At 69.6% G+C, this 12,601-nt stretch carries 11 protein-coding genes; 1 reads left to right on the top strand and 10 read right to left on the bottom strand.

Annotation, left to right across the window (positions count from 1 at the left end; translation table 11 throughout):
• Positions 1-4: 4 nt before the first annotated feature.
• The 6 genes from mltG to ABD648_RS02225 all read right to left on the bottom strand — a co-directional run bounded on the left by mltG (position 5) and on the right by ABD648_RS02225 (position 7,146).
• Complete coding sequence (mltG, locus tag ABD648_RS02250; RefSeq protein WP_282217104.1) at positions 5-1,480, bottom strand: endolytic transglycosylase MltG; 1,476 nt, start codon at positions 1,478-1,480, stop codon at positions 5-7.
• Between the two features lie 2 nt (positions 1,481-1,482).
• A complete protein-coding gene (gene ruvX / locus ABD648_RS02245; protein WP_282217103.1) occupies positions 1,483-1,956 on the bottom strand; it encodes a Holliday junction resolvase RuvX in 474 nt (157 codons plus the stop codon).
• Complete coding sequence (gene alaS / locus ABD648_RS02240) at positions 1,953-4,613, bottom strand: alanine--tRNA ligase (RefSeq protein ID WP_282217102.1); 2,661 nt, start codon at positions 4,611-4,613, stop codon at positions 1,953-1,955. Before alaS ends, ruvX begins: the two co-directional genes overlap by 4 nt.
• Before the next feature lie 52 nt (positions 4,614-4,665).
• A complete protein-coding gene (locus ABD648_RS02235; protein WP_282217101.1) occupies positions 4,666-4,854 on the bottom strand; it encodes a hypothetical protein in 189 nt (62 codons plus the stop codon).
• 110 nt (positions 4,855-4,964) lie between these two features.
• Entirely contained in the window at positions 4,965-5,594 is a 630-nt protein-coding gene (gene rpsD, locus ABD648_RS02230) for a 30S ribosomal protein S4 (RefSeq protein ID WP_282217100.1), read from the bottom strand.
• Positions 5,595-5,775: 181 nt separating this feature from the next.
• Positions 5,776-7,146 carry a replication-associated recombination protein A gene (locus ABD648_RS02225; protein ID WP_282217099.1) on the bottom strand — a complete coding sequence of 457 codons (1,371 nt, stop codon included), beginning with the start codon at positions 7,144-7,146 and terminating at the stop codon, positions 5,776-5,778.
• A gap of 113 nt (positions 7,147-7,259) precedes the next feature.
• On the opposite strand from ABD648_RS02225, the gene ABD648_RS02220 reads away from it, so the two are divergent.
• The gene (locus tag ABD648_RS02220; protein ID WP_282217098.1) at positions 7,260-7,562 is read left to right on the top strand and encodes a hypothetical protein; all 303 of its coding nucleotides are present in this window, start codon (positions 7,260-7,262) and stop codon (positions 7,560-7,562) included.
• Between the two features lie 22 nt (positions 7,563-7,584).
• Here ABD648_RS02220 and ABD648_RS02215 read toward each other — a convergent pair whose 3' ends face one another.
• Genes ABD648_RS02215 through nirB form a run of 4 tightly spaced genes read right to left on the bottom strand, consistent with a single transcriptional unit; the run spans position 7,585 to position 12,477 of the window.
• Positions 7,585-8,712: a uroporphyrinogen-III synthase gene (locus tag ABD648_RS02215; protein WP_282217097.1), complete on the bottom strand. Its 1,128-nt coding sequence runs from the start codon at positions 8,710-8,712 to the stop codon at positions 7,585-7,587.
• A complete protein-coding gene (gene cobA, locus ABD648_RS02210) occupies positions 8,709-9,524 on the bottom strand; it encodes a uroporphyrinogen-III C-methyltransferase (protein WP_282217096.1) in 816 nt (271 codons plus the stop codon). The genes ABD648_RS02215 and cobA overlap by 4 nt, the downstream gene beginning before the upstream one ends.
• Positions 9,521-9,901, bottom strand: a complete 381-nt coding sequence (gene nirD, locus ABD648_RS02205) for a nitrite reductase small subunit NirD (protein WP_282217095.1) — start codon at positions 9,899-9,901, stop codon at positions 9,521-9,523. Before nirD ends, cobA begins: the two co-directional genes overlap by 4 nt.
• Positions 9,898-12,477 carry a nitrite reductase large subunit NirB gene (gene nirB, locus ABD648_RS02200; RefSeq protein ID WP_282217094.1) on the bottom strand — a complete coding sequence of 860 codons (2,580 nt, stop codon included), beginning with the start codon at positions 12,475-12,477 and terminating at the stop codon, positions 9,898-9,900. The genes nirD and nirB overlap by 4 nt, the downstream gene beginning before the upstream one ends.
• Positions 12,478-12,601: the final 124 nt, after the last annotated feature.

Below are 12,601 nucleotides of genomic sequence, written 5' to 3'. Positions count from 1 at the left end.
CGGCTCAGCAGCCGCCGTCGGGATTGGCCTCGCACCAGTCGCGCCACTTCTCGACACCCTGCTCGTGCTCGGCGAGGGTCTCGGAGAACTGCGTCTCGCCCGTCTCCAGGTTGATCGTGACGAAGTACAGCCACGGACCGTCTGCCGGGTTCATCGCCGCTTCGATCGCCGCGTCGCTGGGGCTCGCGATCGGAGTGACCGGAAGGCCGGTGTGCACGTAGGTGTTCCACGGGTTGTCGTCTTCGAGCGCTTCGGCCGAGCTCGACACGACCCCCTCGTGCAGCGAGCCGTAGCCATACTGCGCCGTCGAGTCCATCTGCAGGAGCATGTCGATGTCGAGGCGGTTCTGGATCACGCGCGACACCTTGGCGAAGTCGTCCAGCCGGCCCTCGCGCTCGATGATCGAGGCGATGGTCAGAATCCGTTCCGCATCCTCGTCCGCCACCCCTGCCGTCGCGAGGGACTCGCGCGTGCGGTCGACCATCCGCTGGATGACCTGCGTCGCTGTCGCCTCCGGGTCGAAGGTGTAGACCGCGGGGAACAGCCATCCCTCGAGGCTCGGCGCCGTCACGCCGTAGGCCGCGGGATCGGCGACGGCGGCCTCGAAGTCCGCGAGCGGGATGCCGAGCGTGTCGGCGATGTTCTCCAGCGAGGAGGCGATCGTCCCGCCTTCCGTGATCGACACCGTGTTCTCGAGCTTGTTCTTCTCATCCTTGAGAGCAGCGAGGGCGGCCTCGGCCGTCATCTTCTCCTGCAGCCGGTAGATACCGGGGTAGAACGTCACGGCGAGGTTCTCGTTGATGAGGTAGTCGTAGAAGACATCCTCGGTCCTGGTCACGCCGGCATCGTAGAGTGCGGTCGACACCGGCCCTCCCGTGTCGCCCTCGCGGATCGTGACCATCACCTCACCGGTCGCGATGCCGGGCTCCCAGTCAGCCGCACCGCCCCAGCCGAGCGCTTCGCTGATCTTGTCACCGTAGGTGTTCCAGGCCCAGATCCCTCCGGCCGCCAAGCCGCCGACGATCGCGAGCACGATGGCCAGCGCGATCAGGCAGCCGGTTCGCCGCTTCTTCTTCGGGCCCTTGGCGGCGGCATGCTCCTCAGGCGGCGTGAAGAGGTCGTCCAGCCCTCCGCCGAGCGGCGGGGCGGGATCGGTCTGCCTCGGAGATGCGGTCGTCGAGGAGGCGGAAGAGTCCGGCTGCGACGACGCAGCCGAGGCGAACAGGGCTTCGGCGCCCGAGGGTTCGCGACGGGCCGGCTCCGTGTCGGGGGCGTCCTCGCTCAGCGGATCCGTCCCGTGGGCGTCGTGCGGCCCCGAGGGACGCCCTGCGGCCTCGCGGGCCGCGCGGCGCGATCCCGGAGTCGGTGCACTGTTGTCGACGGTCGGGATCTGACGTGTCGGGGCGGGCAGGTTCTCGAACAGGTCGCCCAGGCGGGCGCCCGGATCGTGCTGGGGGGAAGCACTCTCGCGTTCGGACATGTTCAGACGGGCTCCTCGTCAGCCGGGATCGTGGCACCGGCCGGGTTTCCGGTGCTCTTCTCCGTGTCGATCGCCTGCTGCAGCAGCACCACGGCGGCGACCTGATCAACAATGCTACGAGACTTCTTCTGTGATCGCCCGGAGGAACGCAGTGCTGCGTGGGCGGTGACGGTGCTGAGGCGCTCGTCCACCAGCCGCACGGGCACACCGCTGCGCTGCTGGAGAGCGGCGGCGAACTCGCGGGCATCCGTCGTCGACGGAGTGTCCGCGCCCTGCATGTTCACCGGAAGACCGACGACGAACTCCAGGAGGTCGTAGTCTTCCGCGATCTGCAGGATCCGGTCGATGGAGAGGTCGTTCCGGGGCACGGTCTCGACGGGAACAGCGAGCATTCCATCGGGGTCCGAGCGCGCCACGCCGACGCGGGCACGGCCCACGTCGATGCCGAGGCGCACCCCGCGGCGGAACCCGCTCACGCGGCGTGCAGCTCCTGGGAGACGGACTCCAGAGCAGCCGGGAGCGCCGAAGCATCCGCCCCGCCGCCCTGCGCGACGTCGTCGCGACCGCCGCCTCCGCCACCGAGCACACCCGCTGCGCGCTTGGCGAGCACACCGGCCTTGGCACCCGCGGTGCGGGCGGCGTCGTTCGTCGCGACGACGACGACCGGCCGACCGCCGACCACGGCGCCGAGGGCGACCACGGCAGCCTCGGAACCGAGGCGGTCGCGCACACCGAGTACGAGCTCTCGCACATCGTCTGCCGAAGCGACCTCCCCGAGCGACTGCGCGGCGACGAGGAAGGCGCCGACCCGCTGCGCGGCGTCCGCGATGGCCGGGACCTGCCCCGCGCGCTCCTTGGCCTCGAACTGCGCGATGCGCTTCTCGGCGGCCTTGAGGCTCGACGCGAGATCGGCGATCCGCTCCGGCAGCTGTTCGCGAGGCGTCTTCAACGACGCGGTGAGCTGCGACACGAGCGCCCGCTCCGCCGCCAGCTCGCGGAACGCGTCCGCACCGACCAAGGCTTCGATACGACGGTTGGATGCGCCGACGGAGGATTCGCCGACGACACTGACCAGACCGATCTCGGCGCTGGAGCTGACGTGCGTGCCGGCGCAGAGCTCGCGGGACCACGGGCCGCCGATGTCGACCATGCGCACCACGTCGCCGTACTTCTCGCCGAAGAGGGCCATCGCTCCGGCCTCCTTCGCCTCGTCGAGAGACACGATGCGCGTGGTGACCTCGAGGGCATCCTGCACGGCGCGGTTCGTGATCTCCTCGATCTCCGAGCGCGTCTCGGTCGACAGCGCCTGCGACCACGAGAAGTCGAAGCGCATGTAGCCGGCGCGGTTCAGCGATCCCGCCTGCGTCGCCGTGTTGCCGAGCGTGTCGCGCAGCGCGGCGTGCACGAGGTGCGTGGCCGAGTGCGCCTGGCGCGCAGCGCGGCGGTTCGCGGCATCCACGACGGTCGTCGCGGCGTCATCCACCGCCACGGTGCCGCGCGTGACCTCGACCGTGTGGCTGATCAGACCCGGAACCGGACGCTGCACGTCGAGCACCTCGAGCTCGAAGCCGGGTCCGACGATCGTGCCCTTGTCGGCGACCTGGCCGCCGGACTCCGCGTAGAGAGTCGTCTCGGCCAGGACCACCTCGGCGATCTGCCCCTCGGATGCGCTGCGCACGACGGCCCCGTCGACCAGGAGGCCGAGGATGCGCGACTCGACCTCGAGGGCGGTGTAGCCGTCGAAGCCGGTCTCGCCGAGCGCGCGGAGGTCGCGGTAGACCGAGACGTCGGCGAGCTGGCGCTTGCGGTTGCGGGCGTCGGCCTTCGCGCGCTGACGCTGCTCCTGCATGAGCGAGTCGAAGGCCGCGCGGTCGACGTCGAGACCTGCCTCCTCGGCGACCTCGAGCGTGAGGTCGATCGGGAAGCCGTACGTGTCGTGCAGCAGGAAAGCCTCGGGGCCGCTGAGCGTCGTGCCGCCGCCCTTCTTCGTCTGGTCGAGTGCCAGGTCGAGGATGGTCGATCCCGAGACGAGCGTGCGACGGAAGGTCTCCTCCTCGGCGACGGCGGATGCGGAGAGCGTCGACCAGTCCTTCTCGAGCACGGGGTAGGCCGACTTCATCGCGTCTCGCGACGTCGCGAAGAGCTCCGGGAACACGGGCTCGTCGACGCCGAGCAGACGCATCGCGCGCACCGTGCGCCGCATGAGACGCCGAAGGATGTAGCCGCGGCCCTCGTTCGACGGGCGCACGCCGTCGGAGAGCAGCATGAGCGACGAGCGCACGTGATCGGCGATCACGCGGAAGCGCACGTCGTCCTCGTGGGACGCGCCGTAGCGACGGCCCGAGAGCTCGACCGCACGGTCCAGCACCGGTCGCACCTGATCGGTCTCGTACATGTTGTCGACGCCCTGCTTGAGGAACGCGACGCGCTCGAGACCCATGCCGGTGTCGATGTTCTTCATCGGCAGTTCGCCGACGATGTCGAACTCGGTCTTGCTGCGGATGTTCTCGATGAAGTCCTGCATGAACACGAGGTTCCAGATCTCGAGGAACCTCGAGTCGTCGGCCGCGGGCCCGCCATCCTTGCCGAAGGCCGGACCCCGGTCGAAGAAGATCTCCGAGTCGGGACCGCCGGGGCCGGGCTGACCGGTGTTCCAGTAGTTGTCGGCGCGGCCGAGGCGCTGGATGCGCTCCGGCTTCAAGCCGATGATGTCGCGCCAGATCGCTTCGGCTTCGTCATCCGTCTCGTAGACGGTGACCCAGAGGTCCTTCTCGTCGAAGCCGTAGCCGCCGTCGGCCTCGGAACTCGTCAGGAGCTCCCAGGCGTACCGGATGGCGCCTTCCTTGAAGTAGTCGCCGAACGACCAGTTGCCGAGCATCTGGAAGAACGTGCCATGGCGCGCAGTGCGGCCGACCTCTTCGATGTCGTTGGTGCGGATGCACTTCTGCACGTCGGCGATCCGCGGGTGGGGAGCAGGCACCACACCGGTCAGATACGGGATCATCGGCACCATGCCTGCGACCGTGAACAGCAGGGAGGGATCGTCACTGACCAGAGAGGCCGACGGGACGATGACATGGTCGTTCTTCTCGAAGAAGTCGAGGTAACGCTGCGCGATCTCCGCAGTTTTCATAGAGTGCCGGGTGTCCTTGCGTGAGAATGCCGCGCCGAGGCGCAGCGATGGTTCAGTTGTCGCCCGGCTCCGTGAGCCGTGCCTCCTGCTCGCGGTAGGCGTCGCCGAGGGCAGCCGTGAATCCGTTGATCCTGGCATCGACCTCGGCGAGGATGTCGTGACCCCGCGGGTCCTTGTCCATGAAATGAGCAACGACGAAGCCGCCGACCAGACCGAACAGGAACCATCGCAAGCTCTTCATGTCACCATCCTTGCCTTTATCCGCGAAGGCGCGGTTTCTCCATCGTAGGCCGAAACGACAGAAGGCGTCGGGTTGCCCCGACGCCTTCTGAGAATTGCTCGATCGCTGGATCAGCGAGCCGCGTAGTACTCGACGACGAGCTGCACTTCACAGGTCACGGGGACCTCGGCGCGCTTCGGACGACGGAGCAGACGGGCCTGGAGCTTGTCGAGCTCGACCTCGAGGTAGCCGGGAACGGGGGGAAGCACCTCGGCGTGACCGCCGGCTGCCGCCACCTGGAAGGGCTCGGTGCCCTCGCTCTTGGCCTTGACGTGGATGAGCTGACCCGGCTTCACGCGGAACGACGGGCGGTCGACGAGCTGGCCGTCGACGAGGATGTGACGGTGCACGACGAGCTGGCGAGCCTGCGCGGTGGTGCGGGCGAAGCCCGAACGCACGACGAGCGCGTCGAGACGCATCTCGAGGAGCTCGACCAGGTTCTCACCGGTCAGGCCGTCGTGACGACGAGCCTCGTTGAACGTGTTGCGCATCTGCTTCTCGCGGATGCCGTACTGCTCGCGCAGACGCTGCTTCTCACGCAGACGGACGGCGTAGTCGCTGTCGGCCTTGCGCTTGGTGCGGCCGTGCTCACCCGGAGCGTAGGGACGCTTCTCGAGGTAGCGGGCGGCCTTCGGGGTGAGCGGGATGCCGAGGGCACGGCTGAGCCGAACCTTGCGGCGGTCCTGGGACTTCGTGGTCACGAAGTTGTCCTTCCGATGACGTGGTCGCGTCTTTCACGACTCACGGACGTATCGTCCGCGTTCTGCCTGGGAGCGCACGCCGGGGCACCGGCCAGGTGGGGTGTGAACGAGGAGATGCCCGAAAACTCGGTTTCGAGCCGGTCAAGTCTAACAGATCACCGGGTCGGCTCGATGATGCGGTTCAGCGATCGCCGAGGATGCGGCGGATCCGCTCCAGGCGGGCGGCGACGTCGCGCTCGGCCCCGAGGGTCTTCGGCTCGTAGTAGCGCCGGCCGTCGAGCTCGTCGGGCAGGTACTGCTGCGGCACGATGCCGTACTCGCTGTCGTGCGAGTAGACGTAGCCCTTGCCATGCCCGAGCCGCTTCGCGCCCGGGTAGTGCGCATCGCGCAGATGCACCGGTACCCGACCGAACCCGCCCTTGCGGATGTCGGCGATCGCGGCGTCGATACCGACGTAGGCGGCGTTCGACTTCGCGGTGGTGGCGAGGTACACGGTCGCCTCGGCCAGCGGGATGCGGCCCTCCGGCATCCCGATGAAGGCGACGGCGTCGGCCGCCGCGACCGCGATCACGAGCCCCTGGGGGTCGGCGAGACCGACATCCTCGGATGCCGAGATGACCAGGCGTCGGGCGATGAAACGCGGGTCCTCCCCCGCCTCGATCATGCGGGCGAGATAGTGGAGCGCGGCATCGGGGTCGGACCCTCTGATCGACTTGATGAACGCGCTGATCACGTCGTAGTGCTCGTCGCCCTGACGGTCATAGCGCAGCAGCGCCTTGTCGACCGCCTGCGCGACGTCGTCGTCGGAGACAGAGGGCACGCCGCTCGCGTCGGCGTCCTTCTTCTTCTTGCCCTTCGCCTTCGCGTCAGCCGAATGCGACAGGGCCACCGCGGCAGCGGCTTCGAGACCGGTGAGCGCCCGGCGGGCATCGCCGGATGCGAGCCGGATGAGGGCGGATCTCGCCTCGTCGCTCAGTGCGACGGCGCCGTTCAGACCGCGCGCATCGCCGACGGCCCGATCGACCAGCAGGCCGATGTCGTCATCGGTGAGCGGCTGCAGGGTGAGCAGCAGCGAACGCGACAGGAGCGGCGAGATCACCGAGAAGGACGGATTCTCGGTCGTCGCCGCGATCAGGATGACCCAGCCGTTCTCGACACCGGGCAGCAGAGCATCCTGCTGCGCCTTGGTGAACCGGTGGATCTCGTCGAGGAAGAGGATCGTCGTCTGCCCGTAGAGGTCGCGCTGGGTGATCGCCTCCTGCATGACCTCGCGCACGTCCTTCACACCGGCGGTCACGGCCGAGAGCTCGACGAAACGCCGCCCCGAGGAGCGGGCTATGGCCTGCGCGAGAGTGGTCTTGCCTGTCCCGGGAGGGCCCCAGAGGATGATCGAGACCGCGCCGGGCGACGTCGCCTCCGGGTCTGCGAGGGCCACGATCGGCGAACCCGATCGCAGAAGGTGACGCTGCCCGGCGACCTCGGAGAGGGAGACCGGGCGCATGCGCACGGCGAGAGGCGTCTGCCCGGAGAGCAGCGCGGCAGGGGACGTCATCCCACCAGGCTACTGGCGGGTCACGACACTCAGGCGACGCTCAACGCACCTCGCCGCCGACGGTAGGCTCTGAGGCGACGTGACGCACCGTCGCACGGATGGGAGATCGAGGCATGGCCGCACGCGGTTCGAGGAGCACCAGGCAGGAGCGCGTCCAGGCCGAGCGCCGCACCCGTCTGCACACCGCGCGCACGATCTGGCATCAGGGTCAGATCCGTCGGCGCACGCGCGACAACGCCATCGCCGCGATCGTCGGAGCCCTCATCGTCGTCGCGGCCATCGGCAGCCAGGTCGTGCACGCGCAGGTCACGGCTCCCGAGCCCACGCCCTCGCCGACGGTCGAACCGACGACCGGGCCGACGGAGACGCCCGCCGAGACCCCGGTTCCGATCCCCTCGGACACCCCTGCCGAGTAGTCCGTCACGACACGCGCCCGGGTCAGTACTCGATGACGGCCAGCCGATAGCCGCGCTTGACCACGGTCTGCACGAGCTCCGCGCCGCACAGGGACTCGCGCAACCGCGCCACGGCGACCTCGACCGCGTGGCCGTTGCGGTCGCTGCCCGGCAGCACTCGTCCGATCTCGGCCCGCGACAGCACCCGCCCGCCGGCGACGAACAGCGCTTCCATGAGACGCGCGGCGGTGTGCGACAGCGGCACGAAGCGCTCGTCGATGAGCACGCCTCCGCTGCGCACCTCGAGGCGCCCGGCATCCGTCTCCAGCGATGGGGCGCGGCCACCACCGAAGTGCGCGATCACGCAGCGGGCGAGTGAGCCGAGGCGTCCGCGGTCGGCGATCGTCGTCTCCAGATCCGCCGCGAGGAGCGGGCCCGCGGTGATGGGCCCCACGGCTGCGAGCAGAAGGCGCCCGGATGCTGCGCGGCGGCGGATGTCGTCGAGTGCCCCGGCCTCCTCGGCCACGGCCAGCCAGGAAGCTGCTCCGGGTGCGGAGGTGAACAGCACCGCGTCGGCCTCGCCCGCTCCTGCCTGCAGAGCCGAACGTCGGACGACCTCCGGGTCGGGCGGCGGCCCCCAGCGATAGACCGTGACGCTCACCACGTCGGCACCGGCACCGGCGAGGAGCTCGTCGAGTCCATCGGCCCCGGCGCCGTGGTGCTGCACGACGATCCGCTTGCCGGTGATCCCCGAGGCGAGCAGGTACTCGCCCACCTCCGCGGAGGTCTCGGACTCCGCCACCCAGTCGGCGGTGAACCCGGCCTGCTGGATCGCGCCGTGGGCCTTGGGGCCGCGCGCGACGAACTGCGCCCCTCGCAGCGCCGCGGTGATGCCCTCATCGAGGCCGTGCTCATGCGCGGCATCCATCCACCCGCGGAAGCCGACGCCCGTCGTCACCACGACGATGTCCGGTGGCGCGGCGATGAGCTGCTCCGTCCTGCGCATCAACTCGGCGTCGTCGGCATTCGCGACGATGCTCAGTGCGGGGGCGCGGTGCACGTGCGCGCCGCGACGCTCCAACGCGGTGGCGAGGTCGACCGACCGGCGATCGGCCGCGACGATGATCGTGCACCCGGCCAGGGCGGACTCGAGGGTCGGCGCGTTCGTCACGCCGAACTCTCCGCGAACTGCGACGTCGTGGGCAGCAGCAGGCCGGCGCGCGCGACGTCGCCGATCACGATCACGGCGGGATTGATCACGGCGGCCTCCTCTGCGTCGGCCACGATAGCGCCCAGAGTGCTGCGCACCGTGCGCTGTTGCGGCGTATGACCGTTCTCGACGACCGCGACCGGACGATCCGCCGAGACCCCGTGCTGCAGCGCCGCGGCGGCGAGACGCGGGAGCGCGGCGACCCCCATCAGCACGACGGTGGTGACGGAGTCGTCGGAGAGCGAGGCGAGCGTGCTCTCGGTGAACGGGCCCTGGCCGTTCACCACATGCAGAGCGGATGCCACGCCGCGATGCGTCACCGGGATGCCGGCTGCCTGGGGCACCGAGATCGCGCTGCTCACGCCCGGCGTCACCGAGACGGGGATGCCAGCGGCCTCGCACGCGAGCACCTCCTCGCCGCCGCGGCCGAGGACGAAGGGATCGCCACCCTTCAGCCGCACGACGCGCCTGCCCGCCCGCGCGTGCTCGACAAGAAGCGCGTTGATCTGGGCCTGCGGCACGGGGTGGTGCCCCGGACGCTTGCCGACATCGATGACCAGCACATCCGGTCCGAGCTGGGCGCGCACCTCGTCTGCGGGCCCGAGCCGATCCGCGACGACCACATCGGCCTCGGCGAGCAACCGGTGGGCGCGCAGGGTCATCAGGTCGGCCGGTCCTGGCCCTCCGCCGACGAGATCGACGCGCCCCACACGCGTCGATCCGCCGCTCGTCCACGATCCGGCCGTCCTCCTCCGGCGGAACCGGAACATCATGCGCCGTCCTCCCCGGCGGCGCCCCCGGCGACGTCGACGTGCACGCCGTCCGGGGTGACCCGGACGGGGTACACGCGCAGCGCTGCATCCGGCTTCCCCTGCGTCTCCAGACACACGCCGGTGCGCAGGTCGAACACCTGCTTGTGCAGAGGCGACGCGACCGTCGGCGCCTCTCCCCTGCTCCCCACGATGCCGCGGGAGATCACGTTCGCACCGCTGTACGGGTCGAAGTTCGAGACGGCGTGCACGCTGCCGTCGGCGAGCAGGAACAGCGCCACCTGCTCGCCGCCCAGCAGAGCCGCGCGGCCGCGTTCGACCTCCAGATCGGCCACGTCGCACACGCGCACGAGGGTCTCCTCTGCGATCAGACCGGTCATCGTCGTACCTCCAGTGCCGTCCCGGCGATCAGGACCGCGCCCGAACGCCGTTCCTCGGCCGTCGCCGGCCTGATCTGACCACGCTCGGCCACGTAACCGAGCGATGGGTCGGGGGTGTCGGCGGCGTTGACGAAGGAGCGGAACCTCTCCAGCTTCTGCGGATCCTTCAGCGTCGCGGCCCACTCGTCCTCGTAGTGCTCCACGTGCAGCGCCATCGCGGCGTCGAGATCGTCGCAGATGCCGAGACTGTCGTCGAAGATCACGGACCGGAGGCCGTCGAGCCCGCCTTCGACCTCCTCGCACCACGGGGCGGTGCGCTGCAGGCGATCGGCCGTGCGGATGTAGTACATGAAGAACCGGTCGATCGCGCGGATCAGACCCTCGTCGTCCAGCTCGGACGCGAGCAGCTCCGCGTGCCGCGGGGTGAAGCCGCCGTTGCCGCCGACATACATGTTCCACCCGTTCTCGGTGGCGATGATCCCGACGTCCTTCGAGCGGGCCTCCGCGCACTCCCGCGCACAACCCGAGACACCGAGCTTGAGCTTGTGCGGCGCCCGCAGACCCCGGTACCGCAGCTCGAGCTTCACGGCCATGCCCACCGCGTCGAGCACGCCGTAGCGGCACCACGTCGAGCCGACGCACGACTTCACCGTGCGGAGCGACTTGCCGTAGGCGTGACCGGACTCGAATCCCGCGTCGACGAGCCGCTCCCAGATCAGCGGCAGCTGCTCCAGACGCGCGCCGAACATGTCGATGCGCTGACCGCCCGTGATCTTCGTGTACAGGGCGAAGTCCTTGGCGATCTGCCCGATCGCCAGCAGTCCGTCCGGGGTCACCTCGCCACCCGGCATCCGCGGAACGACCGAATAAGTGCCGTCCTTCTGCATGTTCGCCATCACGTGGTCGTTGGTGTCCTGCAGCGTGGCGTTCTCGCCCTCGAGCACGTGCTGACCGACGAGCCCCGAAAGGATGCTGGCGATCGCCGGCTTGCAGATGTCGCAGCCGCGCCCGCGGCCGAAGCGCTCGACGATGGAGCTGAACGTCGACAGCTCGGCGATCCGCACCGCGTCGAACAGCTGGCGCCGCGACATGTCGAAGTGCTCGCACAGCGCGTTCGACACCGTCTGCCCGAGCTTCGTGAGCTCCTGGCCGACCACTTTCTTGACCATCAGCACGCAGGAACCGCAGGTCGCGCCCGCCTTCGTACAGCCCTTGACGGCGGCGGCGTCCCTGCACCCCTCCTCGTGAACGGCCTGGCGGATCCGACCTGCCGAGACGTTGGAGCACGAGCACACCACGGCTTCGTCGGGTAGCTCCCCGACCGGCGCGGCATTGCCCCCTTCCGGCAGGAGGTAGGCCGACGGGTCGGCGCCGAGCTTCGCCCCCACGAGGGGGCGCAGCGAGCCATAGGCGCTCGCATCGCCGACGAGGATGCCGCCGAGCAGGGTCTGCGCATCGTCGGAGAGCACGAGCTTCTTGTAGACGCCGGCGACCGGATCGGCGTAGACGACGTCGAGCGCGTCGGGCGTGCGAGCGAGCGCATCGCCGAAGCTCGCCACATCGACGCCCGAGAGCTTGAGCTTGGCGGATTCGTCATAGCCGGGGAAGCTGGCCTCTCCCCCGAGCAGCCGGGTCGCCGCGACCTCCGCCATCGCGTACCCGGGAGCCACAAGGCCCACGCACCGGTCGTCGAAGTTGGCGACCTCGCCGATCGCGAGGATGTTCGGGTCCGACGTCGAGCACCGCTCGTCGATCAGCACACCCCCGCGCGGATGCACCTCGAGCTCCGCGTTCCGAGCGAGCTCGTCCCGCGGGCGCACGCCGACCGTGAACACCACCACGTCCGCGCGCTGGAACGAGCCGTCCTGGAACTCGAGAGCCGTGACGGCACCTGATTCGTCCGGATCGAGCCTCGTCGTCCGCGCCTGCGTGCGCACCGTGATGCCGCGGGACTCCAGGAGGCGCTTCAGCATCCCCCCGCCCGCCTGATCGAGCTGCGCCGACATCAGGCGGTCCGAGTACTGCACGACCGTCGTGTCGACGTCCATCCCCTGCAGCGCACCCGCCGCCTCGAGCCCCAGCAGGCCGCCGCCAATGACCGCACCGCGCAGCGGACGACCGAGCGCAGCCCCCCGCGCGGCCACGAAGTCCCGCAGCGACTGCACGTCGTCGAGCGTGCGATACACGAAGCAGCCCGGAAGGTCGGCGCCGTCCACGGCCACCCGCGCCGCGTAGGAGCCGGTCGCGAGCACCAGCGTGTCGTAGTCGTAGTTGCGACGGGAGCGCGTCCGCACCGAGCGAGCGGAGCGATCGATGCGCAGGACGCGATCATTGTGGATCAGGCGCACGCGCGCGTCGCGGAAGACCGCGCGGTCGAGCTCCAGATCATCCGGCGTGGCTCCCGAGAAGAAGCTCGTCAGTCCCACGCGGTCGTACGGTCCGCGGCCCTCGTCGCCGATCACCGTCACCCGCACGTCCGCATCGGCGCGGCTGAGCAGGCTCTCGACGAACCGGTGCGCCACCATGCCGGCTCCGACCACCATGATCTCGTGCGGCGTGGATGCGGTGTCGTTCATGGGGCTCCTGTCGACCGGGGGAACTGTCGTGCTGGCGACGATAGGAGCGCCGTGTTTCCCGGAGAGGACGCTGCATGTTTCACCCGTCGAACGATCTCCTCACAGATCGGTAACGGTGATGTGA

The sequence above is a fragment of the Microbacterium luteolum genome (assembly GCF_039533965.1).
Classification (GTDB): Bacteria; Actinomycetota; Actinomycetes; order Actinomycetales; family Microbacteriaceae; genus Microbacterium; species Microbacterium luteolum.
The sequence above is the reverse complement of the archived record's forward strand: the minus strand, read 5'-3'. Positions and strand labels throughout refer to the sequence as shown.